Annotated in this window: 17 protein-coding genes and 1 pseudogene; 11 read left to right on the top strand and 7 right to left on the bottom strand. The window is 45.8% G+C overall.

The features are described 5' to 3' along the window. Nucleotides 1-349: 349 nt before the first annotated feature. From MN210_RS11780 to MN210_RS11765, 4 genes and pseudogenes are all read left to right on the top strand, one after another. A pseudogene (locus MN210_RS11780) lies at nucleotides 350-1,525 on the top strand (methyl-accepting chemotaxis protein); the annotation flags it as partial. A 3-nt stretch (nucleotides 1,526-1,528) separates the two neighbouring features. Next, nucleotides 1,529-6,352 carry a hybrid sensor histidine kinase/response regulator gene (locus tag MN210_RS11775; RefSeq protein WP_338412255.1) on the top strand — a complete coding sequence of 1,608 codons (4,824 nt, stop codon included), beginning with the start codon at nucleotides 1,529-1,531 and terminating at the stop codon, nucleotides 6,350-6,352. A gap of 124 nt (nucleotides 6,353-6,476) precedes the next feature. Beyond that, complete coding sequence (locus MN210_RS11770; protein WP_338412254.1) at nucleotides 6,477-6,932, top strand: hypothetical protein; 456 nt, start codon at nucleotides 6,477-6,479, stop codon at nucleotides 6,930-6,932. A 137-nt stretch (nucleotides 6,933-7,069) separates the two neighbouring features. After that, a complete protein-coding gene (locus MN210_RS11765) occupies nucleotides 7,070-7,612 on the top strand; it encodes a cytochrome b (protein ID WP_201545271.1) in 543 nt (180 codons plus the stop codon). A 109-nt stretch (nucleotides 7,613-7,721) separates the two neighbouring features. On the opposite strand, the gene minE is transcribed toward MN210_RS11765, so the two are convergent. The 5 genes from minE to yihG all read right to left on the bottom strand — a co-directional run bounded on the left by minE (nucleotide 7,722) and on the right by yihG (nucleotide 12,393). Continuing rightward, the gene (minE, locus tag MN210_RS11760) at nucleotides 7,722-8,009 is read right to left on the bottom strand and encodes a cell division topological specificity factor MinE (RefSeq protein WP_011961364.1); all 288 of its coding nucleotides are present in this window, start codon (nucleotides 8,007-8,009) and stop codon (nucleotides 7,722-7,724) included. Between the two features lie 2 nt (nucleotides 8,010-8,011). After that, on the bottom strand, nucleotides 8,012-8,824 hold the full coding sequence (gene minD / locus MN210_RS11755; RefSeq protein ID WP_011961363.1) for a septum site-determining protein MinD: 813 nt from the start codon (nucleotides 8,822-8,824) through the stop codon (nucleotides 8,012-8,014). Between the two features lie 371 nt (nucleotides 8,825-9,195). Beyond that, complete coding sequence (gene minC, locus MN210_RS11750; RefSeq protein WP_155587315.1) at nucleotides 9,196-10,065, bottom strand: septum site-determining protein MinC; 870 nt, start codon at nucleotides 10,063-10,065, stop codon at nucleotides 9,196-9,198. 156 nt (nucleotides 10,066-10,221) lie between these two features. Further along, the gene (locus MN210_RS11745; RefSeq protein ID WP_338412253.1) at nucleotides 10,222-11,298 is read right to left on the bottom strand and encodes a hypothetical protein; all 1,077 of its coding nucleotides are present in this window, start codon (nucleotides 11,296-11,298) and stop codon (nucleotides 10,222-10,224) included. Between the two features lie 108 nt (nucleotides 11,299-11,406). Beyond that, nucleotides 11,407-12,393 carry a 1-acylglycerol-3-phosphate O-acyltransferase, YihG family gene (gene yihG, locus MN210_RS11740; RefSeq protein ID WP_011961360.1) on the bottom strand — a complete coding sequence of 329 codons (987 nt, stop codon included), beginning with the start codon at nucleotides 12,391-12,393 and terminating at the stop codon, nucleotides 11,407-11,409. Between the two features lie 770 nt (nucleotides 12,394-13,163). On the opposite strand from yihG, the gene MN210_RS11735 reads away from it, so the two are divergent. The 6 genes from MN210_RS11735 (at nucleotide 13,164) to MN210_RS11710 (ending at nucleotide 20,709) form a co-directional block, all read left to right on the top strand. Continuing rightward, nucleotides 13,164-13,820, top strand: coding sequence for a YiaD family glycine zipper/OmpA-like lipoprotein (locus tag MN210_RS11735; protein WP_110817083.1), 657 nt, complete (start codon nucleotides 13,164-13,166; stop codon nucleotides 13,818-13,820). 235 nt (nucleotides 13,821-14,055) lie between these two features. Continuing rightward, nucleotides 14,056-15,516: an imelysin family protein gene (locus MN210_RS11730; protein WP_011961358.1), complete on the top strand. Its 1,461-nt coding sequence runs from the start codon at nucleotides 14,056-14,058 to the stop codon at nucleotides 15,514-15,516. 180 nt (nucleotides 15,517-15,696) lie between these two features. Next, nucleotides 15,697-17,322 carry a di-heme oxidoreductase family protein gene (locus MN210_RS11725; protein WP_110817082.1) on the top strand — a complete coding sequence of 542 codons (1,626 nt, stop codon included), beginning with the start codon at nucleotides 15,697-15,699 and terminating at the stop codon, nucleotides 17,320-17,322. Between the two features lie 116 nt (nucleotides 17,323-17,438). Then, on the top strand, nucleotides 17,439-18,581 hold the full coding sequence (locus MN210_RS11720) for an imelysin family protein (protein WP_011961356.1): 1,143 nt from the start codon (nucleotides 17,439-17,441) through the stop codon (nucleotides 18,579-18,581). Then, entirely contained in the window at nucleotides 18,581-19,999 is a 1,419-nt protein-coding gene (locus MN210_RS11715) for a DUF1513 domain-containing protein (protein ID WP_338412252.1), read from the top strand. Before MN210_RS11720 ends, MN210_RS11715 begins: the two co-directional genes overlap by 1 nt. Nucleotides 20,000-20,004: 5 nt before the next feature. Next, complete coding sequence (locus tag MN210_RS11710) at nucleotides 20,005-20,709, top strand: M48 family metallopeptidase (RefSeq protein WP_241878642.1); 705 nt, start codon at nucleotides 20,005-20,007, stop codon at nucleotides 20,707-20,709. Between the two features lie 69 nt (nucleotides 20,710-20,778). On the opposite strand, the gene MN210_RS11705 is transcribed toward MN210_RS11710, so the two are convergent. Beyond that, nucleotides 20,779-21,690: a hydrogen peroxide-inducible genes activator gene (locus tag MN210_RS11705; RefSeq protein ID WP_011961353.1), complete on the bottom strand. Its 912-nt coding sequence runs from the start codon at nucleotides 21,688-21,690 to the stop codon at nucleotides 20,779-20,781. A 527-nt stretch (nucleotides 21,691-22,217) separates the two neighbouring features. Here MN210_RS11705 and ahpC point away from each other — a divergent pair. Next, nucleotides 22,218-22,784 carry an alkyl hydroperoxide reductase subunit C gene (ahpC, locus tag MN210_RS11700; RefSeq protein WP_241878641.1) on the top strand — a complete coding sequence of 189 codons (567 nt, stop codon included), beginning with the start codon at nucleotides 22,218-22,220 and terminating at the stop codon, nucleotides 22,782-22,784. A 119-nt stretch (nucleotides 22,785-22,903) separates the two neighbouring features. Here ahpC and MN210_RS11695 read toward each other — a convergent pair whose 3' ends face one another. Next, nucleotides 22,904-24,157: a toxic anion resistance protein gene (locus tag MN210_RS11695; protein ID WP_011961351.1), complete on the bottom strand. Its 1,254-nt coding sequence runs from the start codon at nucleotides 24,155-24,157 to the stop codon at nucleotides 22,904-22,906. Nucleotides 24,158-24,223 lie beyond the last annotated feature (66 nt).

Below are 24,223 nucleotides of genomic sequence, written 5' to 3'. Positions count from 1 at the left end.
AATATTCTCAACCCCTCCTCAAAAAGGCATGAGCGCTCAGCAGCAATTACCCGATGACCTAATCACCTATCAAGCTGCATTAAATCAAGTGCAGACCTACGCCTTAGATGACCCAAGTATTTATCAAAATCTCAATCAGCAGTGGCAAATGGTTAAGCCTGAAGTTGAGTCTGTGATTAATAGTGGTCAGGCAAAAGATGAGGTAGGTGATGAGCAGAGTACTATGCCTACGCTTGAGCGACAACAAAGCGCTAATAAGGTGAGCCTATTCGCCGCACAAACGCAGCAGAACTTGCAGCAGGTAGATCGCAGCTTATTGTCACGCAAGATAATTATTATTCCAGCGCTGTTGTTTTTGCTAAGTTTGCTTGGCAGCATTTATGCCCTGTATCGTTTGTATCAAGCCAATAATCTCACTCAGCGTTTATTGATTGAAAAAGAAACGTTGCGTCAGCGTGATGAGATGGATGCGCAATTTGAGCGGGCACGAGCAGTACAGCAAGAAAATGAGCAAAACCAAGCGGCAATTTTGCGTCTACTTGATGAGCTTGAGCATGTGGCTGACGGGGATTTGACAGTCAGTGCCACAGTGTCAGAAGACATTACGGGCGCCATTGCTGACTCAGTGAACTACGCCATCGATCAGCTGCGTCATCTGGTGCAAGCCATTAACCGCACCGCCTTTACTGTGGCTGAGTCATCAAGCCATACCCAGCTTAATGTCACTGAGCTGGCACAAGCTTCTGAGCTGCAATCACAAAAGATTGGCGATGTGTCCTCAGCCATCAATGATATGGTGCTATCTATCAAGCAGGTTTCCTCCAATGCTTCGCAGTCGACTTCGGTAGCAGAGCGTTCGGTAGAGATTGCCCATAATGGGGCGCAAGTGGTGCAGCGCTCAATCAATGGAATGAGCACCATTCGTGAGCAAATTCAAGAGACCTCTAAGCGTATCAAGCGCTTGGGTGAGTCGTCACAAGAGATTGGTGAGATTGTGGGTCTGATCAGTGACATTGCTGATCAAACCAATATCTTAGCGCTTAATGCGGCCATTCAGGCGTCGATGGCAGGTGAAGCAGGTCGAGGCTTTGCCGTGGTGGCTGATGAGGTACAACGCCTAGCCGAGCGCTCAGCCAATGCCACCAAGCAAATTGACACCTTGGTAAAAACCATTCAGGCCGATACCAATGAGGCGGTGATGTCGATGGAGTCCACCACCGCTGAGGTGGTGCAAGGGGCTAAGCTTGCAGCCGACGCAGGCGAGGCACTAAAAGAGGTGCAGACTGTCTCCAACAGCTTGGCCTCTTTAATCCAAGAGATCTCTAACGAGGCCAAAGCTCAGGCCAGCTCTGCCGGGCACATCTCGCAGACCATGGGGGTGATTCAAGAGATAACCTCTAAGACCACTGCAGGTACACGTGCAACTGTCCGCTCTGTGGGTCAGCTCAATGAGATGGCCGCCTCGTTACAAAAATCAGTTTCTGGCTTTAAGCTTGAGCAAGATCCAACTGGTGATAAAGGATAAATAATGAGCGATCAGCCAAATGCCTTATTCACCGTCCGCTGGATGCTACCGCTACTAAAACAGCAACTGCTTGAACTGCATAATAAACAGCTTAAGCAGCCTGCCACCGCTGACAACTTGGCGCAGATTTGTCACGGCTATCAGCAAGTTTTTGAAAAGCTGCACAGTGCTGATTTGGTTGATTTTGCGAATGTTGCACAAGCTATTTATAACACGACTTGTGCTGTAAGCTCCCAACAGCTTAACCCTCAAGTATTGCCTTCGGTGGTTACTGCCAGTAAGCAGCTGTTACAAGAGCTGAGCTATTATGTAGAAATTGGTACATATCAGCCTGATATTTTGCATCAATGTGAACAGCATTTACAGCAGCTTAGTACAGGCGCTGTAAAAGGCCATCTGAAAAAAAATAGCAAACACAAACCTGAGCACGATATTAAACCAACTCAGGTTAAGCAAGAGGATAACAGCACTGAGGACGACCGGGTAATTATTGCGCTGCCCGCCCGCTATGATACTGAGCTGAGCTTAGATCAAACCCTAACGAGCAGTCAGCCAAAACAGACGGACTTTGCCACTGACAGCGCGCTTTATGATAAGCGCGGTTACAAACGTCTGTCCCATTCTAAAACTTACCCCACCAAGCCTGACTCAAGCATTCAGCACAGCCAATCTTTGGCATCTTTACACAGCACTAAAGCCGCTGGTCTATCTGAGTTATTAAAAAGCACCGTCGATGAGGTGCATTTGCCAAGCGATGACCCCGACTGTGATGTTGAAATAAAGCAAATCTTCGTTGAGGAAGCACAAGAGGTGCTACAAGCGATAACCGAAGCAATGGCTCAGCTTACACCTCACTTGCAGGACAAAGTGCAGCTCGGTGAGGTGCGCCGCGGTTTTCATACGCTAAAGGGGTCGGGGCGTATGGTTGGAGCACATACCATCGCTGAGCTGGCTTGGGCCATTGAAAACATGCTTAATCGGCTCTTAGATGACAGTATTGAGCCGACGACAGGTATCTGGCAGTTACTCACAGAAGTGGTGGCACAATACCCAGCGCTGGTGACGATATTCGCTGAGCCTGCTTCTGCAGACAAGCCGCCGCTTTATCCCTCAAAGATAGTAGATCAGATAGCCGCTGCTAACTTATATGCCAACAACAAACACACAGAGTCTGATGATTGGCAGCTGCTTCAGCCACAGCTTTCTGAAGCTATCGAAGCTATCGAAACTATCGAAGCTATAAATGACGACCAGGCTCATCTGCCTCAGCGCCTACCGCTGTCTTTAGACGCCGCTGCACCGGCACAGAGTACTGCGCTTAGAAACAGTGTAGATAATGCCATTGATGAGGCAGAGCTGGCGCAGGTGTTTATTGCAGAGGCCACTGAACTGCTGCAAAGTATCGACGCTATGCTGGCACAACACCAAGACTCATCAAGCTTTGAGGTGGATGACAAGCTGCTGCGCGCCTTCCATACCTTGCGAGGGGCAGCCAGTAGCCAATCTTTAACCACCATTAGCCAGTTAAGTGCCGCAGTAGAGCAAGATCTAGAGCAGCTGCAACAAAGCGATCAGCTGATCACTCCAAGCTATGCGGACACCTTGAGGCAATCAATTGGACTGATAAAAAGTCACTTACAGCAGCAGTATCCGCACCCGTATTTAGAGCAGACACGCGATAATGACACCCAGCACCATGTTGGCCTAAAAGATGCGCCGATAGATGCACCAATAGCTGAGCCAATAGCTGAGCATCATGATGATGTCAAAGAGCTAGATAGCAATATTGGTAGTCATGTGGCTCTTAGTGTGGCTGAGCTGATTGACGGCATCGATGACCTATTAGATGCAGAATGGCGTCTGTTGCCGTTGGCACATACAACAAATGAGCCGATAGAGGATAATGAAGCTGAACAAAGCAGTGAGCAGTCTTTATCGCAGCAAAGCCTTCAAGGTTATGTGGACGATATGCTTCAGCAAATTAAGCAGCTGAGCTTACGTGTGGGTCATTCTGCCAAATTTATCAGTGTCCTAAATTGTTTGCAGTTGGTATATCAAGCATTTAGTAATGACATTGAACTTGCTCAAAAATGGCTGCACGACCGCCGAAGGCTTGCTCTTTTGATTGCCGTGCACGAGCAGTTGACTGGCTTATTTGACGCTTTGGCAGGTCGCATGACGCTCAAAGTGGATGACACATTATTGGCTCAGCTCGGTGATGAGTTAAATAAAGCTCAGGCCAGCCGACCTTTGATAAACCGATTCAGTGCTGAGCCTAAAAGCAAACAGGGGTTAAGCGATGATAACGAACAACAAAACACCGAGGCAGATGCTGAGCTGCTTGCCATCTTTATTGAAGAAGCACAGCAGCTTGATACAGATAGCCAAGAGCAGTTGCGCTTATGGCAACAAAACCCAGCGGATTTAGCACCGGTTAACGTTTTGCTGCGTTATCTACACACCTTAAAAGGTGGGGCACGCATGGCTGGTATAGATAGCTTAGCTGAGCTGACACATGAAGCGGAGACGTTATACGAGTATTTGTTAGATCAGCAAATTGTGCCTGATGCTAATTGGGTGGCACTGATGCAGTCAGTACAAGATACCTTGTCCGCTCAAGTAGACAGTTTGGTGCGTCAAGGGCAGTCATTTTTTGTGCCTGAGCTGGTGGCCAAACTGCAGACCATAGTACGTAGCAAGCGACTACCGGAGTCTGATGTTAAGCCGATTCAGCTTTACACAGAGGGGGATACTGCGGCTGACCATGATAAAGTGTCTGTTAAAGCTACTATAATGGCTGAAAATAAGGCGCCAAAGGCTCAAAGTACTGAAAACATTGACCACAAACAGAGTGCCCATGATATCAGTCAGATGCCACCTAGCTTGCTAAGATCTGACAGTGGTGCGACGCAAGATAGCAGCAACGAGATGATTCGGGTGCCTGCCAAGCTGATGGAGCAGATGATTGATTTATCGGCAGAGTCGGCTATTCGTCGTTCAGGTATTGAGCTCAATATGAGCAGCGTGGCAGGTACGTTAAGTGAGATGGAGTCTACCGTACAGCGTCTGGCAGAGCAGTTGCGGCGTATGGATATTGAGCTTGAGGCTCAGATACGCTCTCAGATTGAGGACCACGTCTTACAAGCCGATCAAAGCTTTGATCCACTTGAGATGGATCAGTACTCAGCGCTTAATCAGTTGTCGAAGTCTTTGTCCGAATCGGCGTCAGACTTATTGGAGATTAGAACCAGCTTGCGCAGCAAGACCCGTGAGACGGAGAGCTTATTGCTGCAGCTGTCACAGATTCAGACCCAGATGCAAGAGGGGCTGATGAGCTCAAGGATGGTGCCTTTTTCGCGGCTACTGCCCAGATTGCAGCGTACGCTTCGACAGACCGCAAATGAGGTGGATAAAGAGGCCAAGCTTGAGCTCATCACCGATATAGATGAGATAGATAGAACTGTGCTTGAGCGTCTCACTGCACCACTTGAGCATATGGTTCGCAACGCCATCGATCATGGCTTAGAGACGCCAGATCAGCGCGAAGCGTTAGGCAAGCCGCGCACAGGTCATATCATCATTGAGATGGGCCGAAAAGGCAGCGAAATTGTCATTCGTGTTAAAGATGACGGTCAAGGTATTGATGTCAATTCTGTGCGTAAAAAAGCAATCGCTTGCAGGCTTATGGATGCCCAAGACAATACCTTAAGTGATCTGGAAGTGATGCAATATATCTTCCATGCAGGGCTGTCGACCGCCAGTAGCCTCACTCAGATATCAGGGCGCGGTGTGGGCATGGACGTGGTGCTCAATGAAGTACGCCAGCTGGGGGGTAACATCACCGTGCACTCCAGTGCTAATCAAGGGGCAGAGTTCACCCTCACATTACCACTGACCCTTGCGGTGATTGATGCTCTGGTTGTTCGGGCAGGGGATCAAACTTATGCAGTGCCTTTATTACAAATTGAACGGATTGAGCGAATAGCGGCACAACGTTTGCGCAGTTTGTATGATTCTAAGCGTAATCGCAATCAAAATGGATCGCCAAATACCGTGGGCGGTCATGAGTCGGCACAGCTTAATGTGGGGGGTAAACCGTATCGAGTGCGCTATCTGACCCAGCTGCTATCCGGTGAGACGGTGGATGTTAAAGTATTCGATACGCAAGACAGCTTACCGGTGCTGTTAATTAAACATCACGCTGGACAAAGCTTTGCGCTACATGTCGATGAGATTATAGGCTCTCGCTCTGAGGTGGTGGTTAAGCCATTAGGCCGTCCGCTATCAAGCATCGCTGGCTTATCGGCTGCCACCATTACGGCTGAAGGCTCGGTCATGCTTATTTTAGATGTGCAGGCCTTGATACGTAAAGCATCGCTTCCCATAAGTGCTCAGAGTCGATTAAGTGGCAGTACACAACCTGAGCGGGTCATTCAAAATCCAGCGCCTGCTACCAAATCCCTTAAACCACAAATCTTGATTGTTGATGACTCGGTAACGGTGCGCAAGGTAACCGCACGCATGCTACAGCGACAGGGTTATCAAGCTCATGTTGCTCGTGACGGGGTAGAGGCAGTCGAGATGCTACAAACCTTGCGCCCTGATTTAATGCTACTTGATATTGAGATGCCACGTATGGATGGCTTTGAGGTGGCTACCCATGTGCGTCACAATCAAGCTATCAGTCATCTGCCAATCATTATGATTACTTCGCGTAGCGGTGATAAGCACCGTCAGCGGGCGCTAAAAATAGGGGTTAATGCCTACCTGGGCAAGCCATTCCAAGAAGCGAAACTGGTGGCGCTTATTCAAAATCTCATCAGCTAATTTATCAGTGATGACCAAGCAAAGGGGATGGATAATCAGCAGCTACCAGCAATGCTCATCACCAAACACTCCCAGTAGTCGCCAAGCCTCATGTCATACACTCTCTTAATAAGGCACAGAAGTCGTGAAAAACAGCCCATCCTCCCTGAAAATTAGCCCCCTATTAATGCTCAATCAAGGTGGCCTAAATATCACTATCATTCCACGTGGCACTCAGCCCGACTGGATAGTGCCGAGCGCACTTATCTTGGACAGTATGGCCTGTTCTGAGCGAGTAAGCAGTTACGAATGGCAGCAGCAACCGCTGGCTGTATATTCTTTGCTCTTGACCAATGCGGCCCCAACAACAGTGGTTATTTTAGAGGGCAGTAGTGAGCAACAACGGCTCGGCTTATTGATTGAGGGGGCGCTAACCGAGCGTTATATCCAAGTATCGGATATCAAAGACCTTGATACCAGCCCTATATCCACAGCCAGTACGGCGCCTAACTTTGTGTTTCAAGAGGTGATACTAGACCAACAGGTCTTTGTGGTACCAGACTTAGCCAAGCTTGCTAAGATGCTGTATAAAACAAAGTAATTGCCCCATAAAAAAATGCGATAACTCAAAATAATCACAGGTTACCATAATAGCGTTCAGTCCCTTATAATACTCAGTTATTATCTAAACGTTTTTTGGTATTTATTGATTTGAGTTCCACTCAATATAGGTAACCTATGTCTGTTAACACAAATGCAGTAACCCCTTTAAGACCCACTATGTGGTCGCGTGCCGTTAAGCTGTTTCATTGGGGCAGTGCTTTATTACTGGTCATTACTTGGGCGATGATTACCTTACATCAAAACTCAGATGGCAATACGTTTATAGACCTGCATAGATCCTTTGGCTTAAGCCTACTGCTTTGGATGATTTTCCGTGTCATTGTCAGGGTGATTAGTCCAACACCAGCGCCTGTGGTCATGCCAAAGTGGCAGACCGCGTTGTCACACATTAGCCATTTAGTGCTTTATGTGCTGTTATTCGCTATGCCACTTTCAGGTATTTTGATGACTTGGTATGGGGGACGTGGTATTGAGGTGTTTGGCTTATTTGATTTACCCAGTGTTTTGACCACTGATCGCAGCCAGGCGCGCTTTATCAATGAATTACATACTGATGTGTTCTGGCCGGCCTTGTTGGCGTTCACAGCATTACACATTTTAGCCGCATTGCAGCATCAATTTATCAAAAAAGACAATATCTTAGCACGCATCAAATAGCTTCAGCCTAAAATTAAAAAAGCCGCCCTCATTGAGGGCGGCTTTTTAGGTATAGCTTGAGATAAGCGGCTTTTTAGTAAAAATTACCTGTCATACCTCAATAACACCATTATTTGGCGTCAGGTAAGTTGATGTTCATCTCTAACACGTCAAGGTTGTCCTCATGACGGTGATTGATGTTTACATCGTTGATTTGCACCCCATTAACGTACTTGTTCACCACTTCAAGAATTTCACGTTTCATTTTCTCGATACGGTCAGCAGTTAAGCGTGAATTGAGACGATTTTCACTGGCAACGATAACTTTCAGTCGCTCAGTAGCTGTATTGGCGCTGCCTGATGATTTGGTTTCTGTCCCAAACAGAGCGCTCCAAAATCCTTTCTTCCGTGTTGACATCCTTAACCCCCAAACCAGCGTTGCAAGAAGCTCTTCTTCTTAACATCAATGTGACGTAATGGTCTTTCTTCCCCTAAGAAACGCGCCACGATATCTTCATAGCATTGACCCGCAATTGAGTCTGGGTTATGAATGACTGGTTCACCATGGTTTGAGGCTTCTAGTACACTATTGCTCTCAGGCACCACACCTAATAAAGGCACTTTTAGGATGTCATTAGAGATGGTGTCGATATCCATCATCTCTTTGGCAGCCGCACGTTCAGGATTGTAGCGATTGATTACCAAGTGCTCACGAACGGTACCTGTGCCTTCTTCTACCTTTTTGGTACGGCTTTGCAGAACACCGATAATGCGATCCGAATCGCGTACAGAGGAGATTTCAGGGTTGGTGACGATGATGGCTTCATCTGCATGATACATGGCCAACTGAGCACCGCGCTCAATACCGGCCGGAGAGTCACAGATAATATAGTCAAACTGTTTAGACAACTCATCGATAACTTCAGCCACCCCTTCATCGGTTAGGGCGTCTTTGTCACGGGTTTGGCTGGCAGGCAAGATGTACAAATTCTCTAGCTGTTTGTCTTTTACCAAGGCTTGTGACAAACGGGCATTGCCTGAGATAACATCAACGAAATCATAGACGATACGGTTTTCGCAGCCCATAAGTAAGTCAAGGTTACGTAAGCCCACATCGAAGTCGATGACAACGGTTTTGTAACCCCGCAATGCTAGACCTGCGGCAAATGAAGCACTGGTCGTAGTTTTTCCGACACCGCCTTTACCTGAGGTAATTACAACGATTTTTGCCACTATGGCATACTCCTATGAATATGAAAATGGGCAGAATGTGCCCATAACTGTTATAAGATTAGGCGCACTTTTTAGGGACAGTGTTGACTTACCCTGTGAGCGACATTTTGTAGTCGACAACACAAAATACAAATGCACCAAAAAGTCAAATTTTGTGGCTCTAGATTATCACAGATAACCTTAAAGTCATAGCATTCGCTTGATTATAAAGGCTTTGAGTGCTTATTACGTGTAAGTTTAATACAGAGTTTTATTTCTATTTTATTACTATTAAAGGTAAATTTTTGCTATCAAAGCTTTAGGTATAATCGATTAAAATGGACACAAGCGGCATTCAACCGATTATGCCCCAGATGTCTGCTCCACTGTTATCAGTTATCGGTAATAATCTCAAACACCAAGCCTTGTCCCTCAACGTATCTAACTTGGACCGGCTTATCAATCATCTCTTGAGGAATATTATCATTTAAGCAATAGGTTCCGGCCACAGATACCAGTGAGGGGTTAAAGCGCTGACAGAAGATACGTGCATCTTTGTCCCCTGTGGCACCGGCTACCAAGCGACCTTGCGCTCGGCCATAGACATGTAAGCTGTTGTCGGTAATGGCTTCAGCACCGTTATTAACACTGTTGGTTAATACCAAGTCGCCGCCCACATGATTGATGCTTTGGCCTGAGCGCAGCATCTGATCATAAAACAAGGTGGTCATGGCATCCACACTGCCAAAGTCGCTATGGCTTTCGGAGATGATGTCGCTGTTAGTATTGGCCGCCTGCACAGTAGCCGATGTAGTATCGGCAGAAGGCTCAGTGACGAGATCTTGACCTTGAGTGGGACTGATGCTCTGTGAGCCATCCATGTTCTGGGTGGCCTGAGTGGCATTTACTGCTGCTTGCGGCTCATTGACCACTGCCTTTTTGATTGGACGGATGCGCTCAATACGCTTCCCATCGCCTGGGAATATTGCCAAGCGCTTGGCCTTGGCTGCGTCATCTAACACCCCTGTGACCACGCCAATAGGCTGAAGTCCCCAAGACCAAAATAGCTCAACCAAAGCGTCTAAATCTTGCTCAATGTCACTGTCAATAATTACTGGGATTTGACTGTCTTTATTACTTAGTTGGCCCGATAGATAAGCTTCAATTTCTGTTAAATTATCGGTTTCTAACTTGATACGGGTAAAGGTGAGCATTTTGCCAAACATTTTTAATGCAGGGGTAACCTCAGTGGCGGCGGTCATAGTAAATCCTTAAAGATCAAAACAGCAAAGTTTTTTTAATTAGGGTTATTGGTGAAAAAAGCTCTGTCCTATAAGCCGGCTTAGATAGGGGGGATAAAGAGCGTTAACTTGGATCTGATTTTATGAGCGTCAGCCTACGATTATTATAATTATAGGCTACAGATGCAAGTATTCTTGGTGTTTCCATTGTTGTACTTTTACTTGAGCTTCAAAAGCGCTCAAAGCGTCATTGATGATACCTGATAGTAAGGCATCTAGCTCAGGATTACTGAGGTCAATATAGGCGATAGTTTGGGCCACCTCATCGATAATGGCTTCAGTAATATGCGGCTGAGTTAAATGAGTGAATAGGGTTTGAGTGATGTTCTCACCTATGTTTTGGCTGACACTGTGCAACTGGCCTTCAATAAGGGTGCCGGCAATAGGAATCAAGCGCAAATAACGACGCAGCTCAGGGGTGTTGTTAAGTGCCTCTTGTACGGCTATACCCACTTGCTCGGACAACTCGCGGGTGGCTTGGCTGCGTGCCATGTGTTGTAGCTGCGGTGCCAACTGCTGCTTGAGCAAAGAGGCAAGCATAGACTGGATGTGAGGCCGGTTCTTATTTAGAGTGTCTTCGATAAAGCGCTGATGCGCTTTTTCGTCAGCGAACTGTTGACGCAAGTTATCAGTGGCGGTCAAAATCACTCGATCAGAGAGCTCTTCAAATACCACGTCATAATAGAACTTACCGGTGGCTATCCATTTTTTGGGTAGAACCTGATAGCCTAGTTGATAAAGCTTACGCCCGATAAAAAATGCCCGCAGCAGACGTAACGCCCGAAATTGGGGAAAACAGCCAAGTACTTCATACCAGTGAGCGAAAGGAAAAAAGAGCCACCGAGTGTACTGTTTGCTGATAATGGCCAACAGCCAACGTAGCCCCAATTCTGCCATTAAAAAAATGGTAAAAAACCCACCCAAAACCCTGAGTGGATGGTGGATGTTATCGACATAGATGCCTAAAGATTCAGATAAACTGAGCCATTCAGCCACTTGAGCGGCAAACTTACTCATAAGCAGCAAATCTAGGCTGATGATGGCTAAGTCAATAATGATAACAACCAGCATAGCGATGTCATACAGCAGCGCCAGCTTGGTGGCTGTCTTACCTTTTAAAGGGGAGACAGGCTCAGTAGAGGGTCTCATAGAGTCAGTGGGTGACAAGTTGGCGTCGTTTTTTAAATCAGTCATGCAGGGGGGATGCCTCTAGGTTGAATCGTCCTGCAATATCATTCCATAACTTACGCTAAGTGTCACCCTTATTATGAGATGAGTACACTGATAACCGCTAATAGCCGATTAGCTTGCTGCCTTTTCTACTGACTCTACTGACTTGGGATTATCAATGAAATCCGCTTTCATGCGTGAGATTTGCTCATCTTTATTGCGCCAAATCTCATCCAACCACGTGTACATAGTCTCGCGCATGGCCTTATCGTTATTATAATCACCCTCTTCAATGGCGGTAAATAAAGCTTGCGGGATATCGATGCGCTGCACATGTACCCCAAGGCGTTTGACGTTGCCTTTCCACAAGTCTGCATAAGAGGGGCTACCATCAGGATAAACAATTGTCATGTCCAAGATGCCATCAATTTGAGGGCCTAACGCCTGAATCGCCAAAGAAATCCCCCCCGCTTTTGGGCGAAGTAGGTTTTTGTAAGGTGATTTTTGAGCATCACGCTTAGCAGGCGTGAAGCGGGTACCTTCAAGATAATTGAGTAGCGCAAAGGGTTTGTCTTTTAAGAGTTCACAAGCGCGTTTGGCTTCTAATATGTCACGATCTTTTAGACTCGGGTTTTTGGCAATCTCTTCTTTACTGTGCCGCTTCATCATCGGGAAGTCTAAGAAGTAAAAAGCTTGTCCGATAAAGGGGATATAAATAAGGTTATACTTGGTAAAAAAGCGGGTCAAAGGCAGTCTGTCTTGACTGATATATTGCACGATGCTGGTATCTACCCAAGACAAATGGTTACTAATTAATAGATACTGTTTGTCTTGTTCCAAATCATCAGGCAGCTCAATACGCCAATCTCTCTCAGGCAGCACATTATCGATGAGGCGATTGTTAGTGGTAATCCAGTGTTTGGCAATTTTAATGACCGTATTGTCAGCAACGCTTGAGCCGGTGGCAATTTTGGTGGCACCCAGTAGCCATAAAGGCAATCCATAAGATAAGGTGTTGGCCCCAATCACGCCCACAGCGGTGGTGAAAGATGCCGCCTTACCCACAACAGGCGATTTTGCATGTAGGTTTTGGTAGATATTCTTTATTCTATGTTTCATAAGACAGACCAAGTCAAGTAGAGTATTCAAAAACCATGAAGTAACAGCGCAGTTCACTTGTTTTAAGCTTGTTCAACCCCTACTTTATTTCTAAAGGCGTTTTGATCAACTAAAGTAGGGTGCCCCCAATGGCATTGAGCAAAAGCCCACATTAGCATAAAACAGGCTCAGTGACAGGCTTAATACGCCTAATATATATAGGCATATGCCTAGTCTGGCCATGTCTAATCAATAGCAGGCTAACAAGCTAAGCCAAAATTAACCACAAGGCCGGCTAAAGAGTAGGGTGGGGATGCAGACCCAATGTCTGATTAGCAAGACAAGATAGTTTACGATTGTAAACCAAGCTTGAGCATAATGACAATGGCTATCCTCAAACTGCTCATTCACACCAAAGCGCTAAAGACAATGACTGCTTGAAATCTAATCTACCGATTACCCGTTTAAAATATTGGACTATCAGATGACACAGTTCTGATAGCTTAAAGTGATAAAAGTCCGAGTTGTTGTATAGATGTAATACAGCAAAACGACAAATTATTACATTAAGGTAGGCTTGAAACGTCATAATAATCCATGAAACATTTGCTAACTATATTAACCAAAGCTTTCTATTATAATAACTGCTATATCATTAGTGTCTAAAACGCGTATAACGTGATGTACTAATGAGAAGAGGTTAATTCTCTGTCATAAAACCTCTGTCATCAACAGAGAAGGCAGTTTAGCAAAGACATATAAAACTAACGGATAATTTTGAGGAACATACTATGAAAAATAAACTAATGATTGGCGCTTTAGCTTCTACACTAGCTCTAGCTGGCTGTGCTACTGATCCAGTAACTGGCCAACAGTCTATCAATAAAGGGGTATTGGGTGCTCTAGGTGGTGCCGCTGCTGGTGCCGGTATCTCTAAAGTAACTGGCGGCGAAAAAACTGGCCGTGATGCTGCTATCGGTGCCGCTTTAGGTGGTGCAGTTGGTCTATACATGGAAAACCAAGAAAAACAGCTAAAACAGCAGATGGCAGGGACGGGTGTTGAAGTAAACCGTAACCCAAATACCGGTAACATTGATCTAGTAATGCCAGGCAATATTACCTTTGCTCACGACAGCACTAACATTAATGGGTCTTTTTACAATACTCTAGATAAGCTTGCCTCAACTATGGTTCAGTACGGTGATACCACAGTAAATGTCATGGGCCACACTGATAGCGTAGGTAACCCTTCTTACAACCAAGGTTTATCAGAGCGTCGTGCGCAAGCGGTAGCAAGTTACCTAATCCAGCGCGGTGTATCAAGCAACCGTATCCGCACCATGGGTTATGGTCAAAACCAACCAGTTGCTTCTAACAGCACTGAAAGTGGTCGCCTACAAAACCGCCGTGTTGAGATTCAAATTGTTGCCCCAAAAAGCGTAAACTAATTTAATCTTACCTCGCCCTAAGGTACAGTTAAGGGCAAATAGCTAAACCATAAGCCAGTGATTATTCACTGGCTTATTTTTTTGTCTGCCATGCCCTTTCAAGTGTTTATTTTCAATGTTAGTTAAGTTTTTATATAATATTATTGATAATGGTTATCGATACCATTATAATTCATTAACAAATAGCGCACTTTGTGCAACAATTCTTTTAAAAATTCTAATCTGAGAATACTCTATGGCTTTAGCTACTTCGAATCACTTGATCAAATCAAAACTAACCACAGCGCTAATGGCAACCCTTATTGGTGCTTTAACTTTATCAGGCTGTTCAAAAGAGGCAGATAATGCAAGTGGTGCAGAAAACAGCGCTGAAGTTACCAATGAAACCACAGAGACCAAAAATACCCAGACGCTCGCTGGTGATGAGGCTTCTGTTAATAAGCTATTAACCAGTTATGCCGATATGGCTCAAGCCGCTTATGAAGACTCTTTAAGTGAAGCCAAAAAATTACAAGCCGCAGTAGATGCCTTAGTGGCCAACCCTACTCAGCAGAATTTAGAGGCAGCTCAAGCCGCTTATAAAGCTGCTCGCCAGCCTTATTCACAGACCGAAGTTTTTCGTTTTGATGAAGGTTTTGTGGGCAAAGACGACAAGCGCGCTATCGGCAGCATCGATGGCTGGGAAGGTCAGGTGAACGCATGGCCATTAGATGAGGCCTTAATTGATTATGTTGCAGACGGCTATGCCGGCGAGTACAACAGCAAAGACAATATCATTAATTCAGACAAAATCACTGTGGGCAGCACAAGCCAAGACACCAAGACCATTACCCCTGAGCTCTTGGCTGAGATGAATGAGATTGGTGGCAGTGAAGCCAATGTCACCACAGGCTACCATGCCATTGAGTTTTTACTTTGGGGTCAGGATTTAAATGGCGTGGGTGAAGGGGCAGGTCAGCGCCCAGTTACCGATTATATGGCCAATGACAGCTGCACCAGTGGCGAGGGCAATTCTGCTGAAGCGGCAGTATGTGCTAAGCGCGGTGAGTACCTAAAAGCAGCCACCCAGCTGTTGGTTAATGATTTAACAGATATGGTGGCTCAGTGGCAGCCCAATACTGAAAATACTTTGCGTAGTGACTTGATGGCTCGCAGCTCAGACAATGCCGTACGCCAGATATTTTATCAAATGGGTAGCCTAGCTTTAGGAGAGCTTGCCTCAGAGCGTATGCAAGTGGCATTCGTTACTGGCTCCACTGAAGATGAGCACGAGTGCTTTAGTGACTTGACGCATCTAAGCTATGCCAATAATGCGCGCGGTATTGCTAACATCTTTAATGGCCAATACAAAACAGTATCTGGCAGCACTGTGGGTGATTATGGTATTAAACAGTACCTAATCGATGCCGGTCAAAAAGACTCAGCTGAACAATTAGATGCCGCCTTCAAAAAAGTAGAGGCAAGCTTCAATACCATCGCTGAGCAGGGTGAGAAAAACGGTATTAAAATTGATCAAATGATTGCGACAGTGGGTCAAGCTACCAAGCAAGGCGTTTCAGCTGAAGAGCAAAACAAACGCCGCGGCTGGATGGAGTCTGCCATCAATGATCTAAAATCTTTAACCGATGTCTTAGAATCATCTGCAAAAAGCATTGGTATTGATAATCTAGACGCCGATACAGGCTCGCAGTTTTAACATAAGGTAAGTGCTCGTGGCTGAACTTAATTAGTGACTGATGCAAAATTTATTACCAAGACTTTATTCGTCTTAAATTGTAAAATAGACACGTTGCCAGTGTAGAATTGGCAACGTGTTTTTGTTTTAAAGATTGCCATTTTTAGTGTGTTCTATCCGCATCTCTGTAAGGCTTCTATTATGATCCATCGATCTACGCCCTCCTCAAAAACGCCCGTTTTTCATGCTTTAGCTTTTACTCTTCCAAAAAAAGCGGTCTGGCTATCGCTATCGGCGGTAGCTGTGCTGGCCTTAAATGGCTGTCAGTCAAAAGAGGAGAGCTCAGCTCAAGCCAATGCGCGAACGCAGAAAATTGAAGCACTGGCAGGTGTGCCACTGAGCAAACTGGTCACTTTTGATCCCCAAGAGGTCAAGCAAGGCGGCGATACGGGCATAGCCATTACTTCAGCAGAAAGCTATTCTAAGCCCTCATCGAACATTGCCGCCTCCCGTAAAGGTAACTTTTTTATTGGTAATGCCTTTTTTAAGCAGCCTTGGGTGGTCGCTCCTGCCAGTACCGATAGCCGGGATGGACTTGGGGCATTATTTAACGTGGCTGCTTGTCAGTCTTGCCATATAAAAGATGGCCGCGGGCATGCCCCTCTGCATGAGGGAGATGATGCCGACAGCCTATTAATTCGATTGGCCATGCCTGCCGTCACTGAGGCGCAGCGCAAAGCTTTAAGTGAGTCTCAAATTGAGAAGGTTGCACACTCGGTATACGGAGGTCAGTTACAAGATCGGGGTGTACAAGGGGTGCCTGCAGAAGCTAAAGTAAGTGTCAGCTGGAGCGATGTACCCGTGACCTTTAAAGACGGTCATATCGTCACCCTGCGTCGGCCTAATTTTCAGTTAAAAAACCCAGGTTATGGCCCCTTTGATGAGACACTGATGCTCTCACCTCGAGTGGCACTGCCTATGATAGGTCTGGGATTACTGGAGTATATTCCTGCTGAGGACATCAAAAGCCAAGCAGATGTTGATGACAAAGACAAAGACGGTATTAGTGGTAAATACAACTGGGTCATTGATCCTGAGACCGGTGAAAAAGCGCTGGGTAAGTTTGGCTGGAAAGCGGGACAAACCCGACTTATTACCCAGAATATGAGCGCCTTTAATGAGGACATGGGGCTCACCTCACGTATCCGTCCCATTGAGTCTTGCACCAAAAACCAACCGCAATGTCTAAGCGCCCCAACTGGTGCAGATGATCAAGGTGATGGTAAGCCGCCGGTAGAGGTTAGCAATGAGGTGGCCAAGTTTGTGGAATTTTATACCCAGAATTTATCGGTACCCAATCGCCGTAATGCCGATGACAAAGTAGTCTTGGCTGGCAAGAAGCGCTTTTATGATATGGGCTGCCAAGATTGTCATACGCCGCGCTATCAGTTGCCCAAAGCTCAAGATGCTATGGCTAAGACTCATTTAGAGCAGCAAGGTCAGGTGATTTATCCTTATACCGATTTATTGTTACATGACATGGGTGAGGATTTGGCCGATCGCACCGTCGCAGGTAAGCTGCCACCCAAAGAGGCTCAAGTAGAGTTTTTGGCGACCTCTTATGAATGGCGTACGCCAGCACTGTGGGGAATAGGTCTGGCTCAAAAAGTAGATTCACAAGCGACCTTCTTACATGATGGCCGTGCCAGAACCTTGATGGAAGCGGTATTGTGGCATGGTGGCGAGGCTGAGCCGCATAAACAAAAAGTATTACAGCTTGATAAACAAGGCCGCACTGAGTTTGAAGCCTTCTTAAATTCGTTATGACCCTTAAGACCATAACCTTGTGTTTTTAAATCTACAAGCACAGTTATTTAATGGCCAATTGAGGGTTGCTTGACAAAAAAAGCCCACAGGGCACCAACTATCACAATGAGATCTTTATGAAAAAACACCAACTTGCCGCTATGGTACTGTCGGCCTTAAGTGCCGGTATTTTAATCAGCTGCAGCAAACCTGCTGACGAAGCGCAGCCGACGGCGAATAAGCAAGCTGCCGATGTCAAACCTGCGACTGAAAGCAGCGAAACGGCGGCAGATACCACGGCAGTAAAAGCCATTGCTTTATCTGACGCAAGTGCTGAGAGTTATCTCAAGCAAGTCGCAGATACCCAAATTATCAGTGCCTACAAAAATGTAGTAGAACAAAGCCAAGCTCTGAACGCTCTAGCGACTCAAAGCTGTCAAGCAGATGGTTCGGTCGCAGCCGATAAGCTTGCCGCCCTTAGAGCACAGTGGTTACAACTGGCTAAAGCTTGGGCACAAGCAGAAATCATCGGCTTTGGCCCAGCGATGGACAGCATGAGCAACTTATATATCAACTATTATCCCGATGAGCGCGGCTTGGTGCACCAAGGGGTGATTGACTTGATTGCTGCCAATCCGAATTTGACACCGGAGCAATTGGCCTCAGAAAGCGCCATTGTTCAAGGGATACCCGGATTAGAGGAGGTGCTGTATGCCAACGATAGCTTGGATAAATCTCAGTGCCAATATGTGATTAGTGCCAGTGCGGCTCTAGCAAATCGATTGGATAAAGTCAGTCAAGATTGGCAAGCATCACCGCAGAGTTTACTGAGCTATGGTAGCCCTGATGATAACAAAGAAGGTCTAAATCGCTGGGTTAACTCTATTTTAGCTTTGGTTGAGACCACCAAAAGTACCTCTTTAGATCAGCCGCTAGGCATTACTGGCAATAAAAAAGGTCACTTGCCAGCGGATGCAGCAGGGCAAAGTCGAGAGATTATTACTGCTAAAGTGGCGGCTTTAAATAAGGCATTAACTGATCCGGCCTTGGTGGCCATCTTATCTGAAAATGGCCAAGATACCTTAGCAGATAAGTTATCTACACTATTATCTGATACCTCAACCTTATTGGCACAGCTGCCAGAAGATTTGGCCACAGCCACCCCAGAGCAGCAAAAAGCACTGTATGACAAGCTCACCGAGCTGGCACAGGTTGTCAAACGCCAGTTGATGCCAACGCTTGGGGTACAAGTGGGCTTTAACAGTACGGATGGCGATTAATGTCGACTCCATTACACAGTCGTCATAAGCCAAGCCGTTTGATTGGTAGTGATAAAGAGACTGGGCTGAATATGTTGGCCCAAACTTTAAAGAACACACTCACCACTTTGGGGCTGGCAAGTGTTGGCACTGCCGCCTTGGTGGGGGCTCATCATTTGGGACGCAAGCAGTACAACTCTCAAGCACGCCTAACTGATTATCGTGACGGGCTACGACAGGCTTTAGGTAAAGTCACCGCAGCAGCCCCCATAGTGATACCAAGTGACGCGCCAGCTAAACTTGTTCAGTCCCAAGCTCGCCTAAATAACAGCTCAGTAACCTGGATAAGCGGCGTGGCTGAGCTGACTACCAGCGAATTTGCAGTAGTGGGGTTGAATGCAGCTCGAGAGATAGTATGGCAGAGCGCCATGCCAGAGCGGGTACATGACTTGCTCATTCAGCCCTTAGCTTCTAAAGCTTTACAAGCGCCGCACGTGGCAGTGATGGGCAGACGGCCTAGCGAGTGGTTTTGGATACTTGATGCGCACAGTGGTGAGGTTGTCCACAGCATCAAAGCCCAGACAGATCGACATTTTTATGGTCATGCTTGTTATAGCCTCCAAGGTGACTTGCTTTATGTTACCGAGAACAATACGGCTGACTTTAGCGGTAGGATCGGCATATACGAGGTGGCCTCAGGCTATAAAAAAATCGCCGAATACGCCTCGCATGGTATTGGTCCCCATGAGATAGTCATGCACCCTGATGGCGAGAGCTTACTGATTGCCAATGGTGGCATAAAAACTGAAAGAGCCTCACGCGAAGAGCTTAATCTTGATAGCATGCAACCCTCCTTGGTGTATCTCAATCGGCATACCGGACAACTATTGCAGCAGGTTTTTCCGGCACACAATCAGATGAGTGTTCGGCATTTGGCCATGCATGACAATGGTAGCGTGATTATCGGTATTCAGTTCCAAGGCGAGCGTCATTTGAGCGTGCCTATGGTGTTAACGCATAGGCGAGGTGAGCCTAAGTTTACCGAGTTGCAGATTGCTAAAGACGATAGCAAAGGGTGGCACCGCTTCCATCATTATATCGCCAGCGTGGCGGTAGACTCTAAGCACAATCTGGCATGTGCCACCAGTCCCATTGGCGGCTGCGCTGCGGTATTTGATTTAAGCACAGGAATAATGATTGGTGACACACCCTTGGCTGATTGTGCCGGTGTCACCACTTGGCCTAGCCAAACGCAATACCAAGCGACACAGCAGATACTGTCTGGTTTGCCGCTATTCTTGGTTAGTGATGGACAAGGCTATCTGAGCAGTATTGGCGTAGATCAGGCCGCGTATCCCCAATCCATTTGGGTTGAAAAAAAGCATCAAAGTTATGCTTTTGATAATCACCTGACAACATTAGGTACAGTAGATAGCTAACCTCAATGCGATTGAATCATGTGCCCTCACAAACACCGCCCCTTGATGACCATCAGCCACTAAGGCGCAGGTTAGCAGAAGCCGGTATTGCCCTTGAAGTCACACGAAAGCGGGTGAAAAACATCAATTTTCGGCTCAGGCCACATATCTTGTCGGTCTCAGCTCCGCACTACGCCAGTGATAAACAGGTTATGGCCGCTTTGGCTCGGCGTATACAATGGGCGATTGCTCAGCATGCGGTACTGTTAAAACGCCAAAGCTTGATACAGAGTCCATTGCCGGATAGTCATAGTACCAAAGAGTCTTCGCCCTCGAATAATCTATCCGTTATTAGATTATGGGGACAGCGGCAATCATTAACTATGAGCGAGACTGAGCGAATTAACTGGTATCGCCGTGAGCTGCAGCAGGTTATGCCAGATTTATTTGCCAAATGGCAGCCGATCGTGGGGGCATACGCCAACGAGATGCGGATAAAAAAGATGAGCACTCGATGGGGCAGCTGCAATACTCGGGCTAAACGTATTTGGCTGTCGGTGTATTTGCCAGCTTATCCGATTGAGTGCACTGAATATGTCATCGTGCACGAGCTGTGTCATTTACATCATGCCAATCACAGCACCGCCTTTTGGAATCAGGTAAAGCATGCCATGCCAGACTACAAACGCTGGCATGATATGTTGGCAGGCAGATCAATTTTGATAGATTAGCAAAACTTAGCGCATAGCAAAAAGCCCCTGTGAGTGTGATAGGGGCTTTTGTTGAGCAAGATTTTAAGCTCATCTTTTGGTTTGCTTGTCTGCCTCAAAAGCGGCTTTAAAGATAGTGCCTAATAAATTGACATCATCAACCCGTGCATAATTCAAACGAGTGACAAAAGCGATGTGACGGTGTGGTCCGGCCTCAGCCAAAGGCACAGTAGCCACCTCATTGTTTTGGTGGCGCACTTGGTTTAAAGCCATTTCTGGAATTAAAGTGGTACCCATACCAGCCAATGCCATTTGAATTAACGTGTTCAAACTGGCATCTGAAAAATTGGATTTGAATTCATCTCGGTCAAATGAGCACACACTCAGTGCATGATCAGTTAGGCAATGGCCTTCACCTAATAGCATCAAGTTGGCATCACCGAGCTCATCTGCACTAATGGTGTCAAGCGTGGCCATGGGATTGTCTTGTGGGAAGATAGCAAAGAAATCCTCTTGCCAAAACTCAAAAGTATGTAGCCCATCTACCGCATAAGGCAGTGCAATAATGGCCGTATCGATATGACCATAGCGGACTTGTTCGAGCAGGCGTTCGGTCTGCTGCTCAACCACAGTCATACGAAAATTTGGGTATTGAGCCTTTAATTCAGGGAGTACTTTGGGTAATAAATAAGGTGCAATGGTCGGAATCATACCGACAGTCATGGGGTAGGCTAGAGGCGTCTGATGACTGTGGGCACGAGTGGTTAAGTCATTGATTTCTGAGAAGACACGCTGAGCACGGATTAAAATCTCTTCGCCAATGGGGGTAATTAACACCTGTTTATTATTGCGCTCAAAAATCTGGGTATCAAGTTGTTTTTCAAGCTCTGCAATACCTAAGCTCAACGCCGACTGAGAAATATTGCACTCTTCTGCTGCGCGCTTAAAATGACGGTGTTTGGCTACGGCAATGGCAAATTCTAGTTGTCTTAAAGTGATCATTAAAATTCTCTTGTGGGTCAGCGGTTGATAGATTGCGATAGGCAGTATATAGGGCAAGTCTGTAGTAAGTTAACTGTGCGATTGAAGCTTGAAATCTCTCCTAAACGGGGCCATGTATAATGATAACAGCTTGATAAGAAGTAGGTCTATGTTTTATTAAACAAAACATCACGTTAAAATCTTTAAAATAGATTAAAGATAAACGCTTGCTATAATAGGTCTTGTAGTTAGCAACAGGCACTGCTTAAACGGTTATCAGCATTGGGTTTATAAGATAACGATATGGTTATCAACTGGATAATTTCAACCAGTAGCTACATAAAACCACCACTTATGCTCACAACCTTTAACGTCATAGAAATGTAATCGCGTTATGATAGGTTAAGCCAAGCAAGCGGACTTAATTTTCTAAAATAAAGTTTCTCCAAAGCTATAGAAAATAACACGGCATTTAGTCGTATTGATAAATCACAACAAAGTACAAAATAACAATTTTTATTAAACCCACCAAAAAAAGGAGCCAAAACATGGCGTCAATTATTAATCAAGAAATCCCTGAGTTTTCAGCTGAAGCATTCGTTAACGGTGAGTTCAAAACCATCACTTCAGACGACGTAAAAGGCAAATGGGCTATCTTCATGTTCTACCCAGCAGACTTCACTTTCGTGTGCCCAACTGAACTAGAAGACATGGCCGCTCAGTATGAAGAGCTAAAAGGCCTAGGCGTAGAAGTGTACTCAGTATCTACTGACACTCATTTCACTCACAAAGCATGGCACGATTCTTCAGAAGCTATTGGTAAAGTAACTTTCCCAATGATCGGTGACCCAACTGGCCGTATCACTCGTGGCTTCAACGTAATGATTGAAGAAGCGGGTCTGGCTGAACGTGGTACATTCGTCGTAGATCCAGACGGCAACATCCAAGTTGCTGAAATCCATGCAGGCGGTATCGGCCGTAGCGCAAAAGATCTAGTTCGCAAAGTAAAAGCAGCTCAATACGTTCGTGAAAACGACGGTGAAGTATGCCCAGCTGCCTGGGAACAAGGTCAAGCAACGCTTAAGCCAAGCCTAGACTTAGTCGGTAAAATCTAATTAATGCTGGATCAATGAACCAAAGCATTGAGTTAGACGTATAATAAAAAACCCCGCTATTAAAAATTAGCGGGGTTTTTTTATGTCTTGAATTTATCACAATAAGATGGCTACAACCATTAGATATCAATATCTACCGTATTAGAACCATTGGTCTGATTGGTGATTTTTTTGGTATCAATCTCTTTGGTAACTTCAAGGACCGTAGTTTGGTTGGCTTTATCAAGATATTTTTGCGCCTTATCTACCTCAGTGGTCAAGGTGTCAACAGTCTGTTTCATATTATCCAAAGCTTTCACTTTATAGTCACTAATCATATCCATGGTCTCATAGATATTATTAAAGGCACTTTGTAGTTTATCAAGCTCAATGGTACTGTTGCTGGCCTGCTCATGAATTTCTGTAGACTGACGCTTCATCATGGCTGAAGTAGATTCAATTAGGCTACTGGTAGTTTTGTTCAGTGCACTGATTTGATCTAAGACCAGTTTTTGATTGGTCATTGCTTGAGCCACAATCACAGCAGTACGAAGTGCCGATACTGTGGTAGTAGTGGCGCGATCAACCCCTTTTATCAGCTCCAGATTGTTTTTGCGGATGGTGTCTAGTGCTAAATAGCCTTGGACGTTGACCGCTAATTGAGTCAAAAAGTCGGTGTTCTTTTGACGCACATAAAACAGCATTTCCTCTTTAATGATGCGTGCTTTTTCAGGATCTGTGGCCTCAATCTCATAGACTTTCTTTTCCAATTGCTCATCAATTTTTTTGCCCACATAAACATATTGGCGAATGGACTGCATAAGATTCCACATGTTGACTTTTTCTTGTTCAATCATGGCATTGTCTTTAAGCAGCTCATCTTTACCATTATATAAACTGGTCACTACCGCATTGATGTGTGACTGCGCCGACTCATATTGACGAAAATAATCTTGCACCTTGTTGCCCATCGGAATCAGTCCGAACAGTTTGCGTGAGCTGGTCAGCTCCTTTTTACTGGGATCTAAGTCTTCAACGATGCCGCGCAGTTCAGTCAATGACTTGGCGATAGGGGAGTTGTCAAATAAGCCTTTGTCCAAGCTTTTGGCAGGTAGCTCAAGCATGCGGTTTGATACTTGTGCCGATTCACGGATTTCTTGGTTACCCAAGTTGTGAATAGACTGCACGTTTTGCTTAAATTCGCTACTTTGTACTGGGTTGGTCAAAACATGATTAACAAAAGCATCTACTTTGGCATCTAGCTCAGGGATTTGGTTAGGATCAAGCTTCACAATTTGATCCGCTTCACTGGTGGGTACTTCTTTTACCGGCTCAGGCGGCGTTAAGCTAATAGAAGGCGTGGTGGCATTTTCTGGAGGCGTCAATTCTTGCATAACAGGTCCTTATAGTTGTTTTAGTGTGTTTTGATAAGTAAAGTAAAGAAGGGGCGTATCAAAAAC

The organism is Psychrobacter raelei (assembly GCF_022631235.3).
In the GTDB taxonomy this organism is placed as follows: Bacteria; Pseudomonadota; Gammaproteobacteria; order Pseudomonadales; family Moraxellaceae; genus Psychrobacter; species Psychrobacter raelei.
This window is presented reverse-complemented; position numbering and strand designations above follow the sequence as displayed.

Coding starts and splice junctions, on each gene's coding strand:
- MN210_RS11775 (WP_338412255.1), top strand. CDS start 1,529: ATGAGCGATCAGCCAAATGCCTTATTCACCGTCCGCTGGATGCTACCG.
- MN210_RS11765 (WP_201545271.1), top strand. CDS start 7,070: ATGTCTGTTAACACAAATGCAGTAACCCCTTTAAGACCCACTATGTGG.
- minE (WP_011961364.1), bottom strand. CDS start 8,009: ATGTCAACACGGAAGAAAGGATTTTGGAGCGCTCTGTTTGGGACAGAA.
- minC (WP_155587315.1), bottom strand. CDS start 10,065: ATGACCGCCGCCACTGAGGTTACCCCTGCATTAAAAATGTTTGGCAAA.
- MN210_RS11745 (WP_338412253.1), bottom strand. CDS start 11,298: ATGACTGATTTAAAAAACGACGCCAACTTGTCACCCACTGACTCTATG.
- yihG (WP_011961360.1), bottom strand. CDS start 12,393: ATGAAACATAGAATAAAGAATATCTACCAAAACCTACATGCAAAATCG.
- MN210_RS11735 (WP_110817083.1), top strand. CDS start 13,164: ATGAAAAATAAACTAATGATTGGCGCTTTAGCTTCTACACTAGCTCTA.
- MN210_RS11730 (WP_011961358.1), top strand. CDS start 14,056: ATGGCTTTAGCTACTTCGAATCACTTGATCAAATCAAAACTAACCACA.
- MN210_RS11725 (WP_110817082.1), top strand. CDS start 15,697: ATGATCCATCGATCTACGCCCTCCTCAAAAACGCCCGTTTTTCATGCT.
- MN210_RS11720 (WP_011961356.1), top strand. CDS start 17,439: ATGAAAAAACACCAACTTGCCGCTATGGTACTGTCGGCCTTAAGTGCC.
- MN210_RS11715 (WP_338412252.1), top strand. CDS start 18,581: ATGTCGACTCCATTACACAGTCGTCATAAGCCAAGCCGTTTGATTGGT.
- MN210_RS11710 (WP_241878642.1), top strand. CDS start 20,005: ATGCGATTGAATCATGTGCCCTCACAAACACCGCCCCTTGATGACCAT.
- MN210_RS11705 (WP_011961353.1), bottom strand. CDS start 21,690: ATGATCACTTTAAGACAACTAGAATTTGCCATTGCCGTAGCCAAACAC.
- ahpC (WP_241878641.1), top strand. CDS start 22,218: ATGGCGTCAATTATTAATCAAGAAATCCCTGAGTTTTCAGCTGAAGCA.
- MN210_RS11695 (WP_011961351.1), bottom strand. CDS start 24,157: ATGCAAGAATTGACGCCTCCAGAAAATGCCACCACGCCTTCTATTAGC.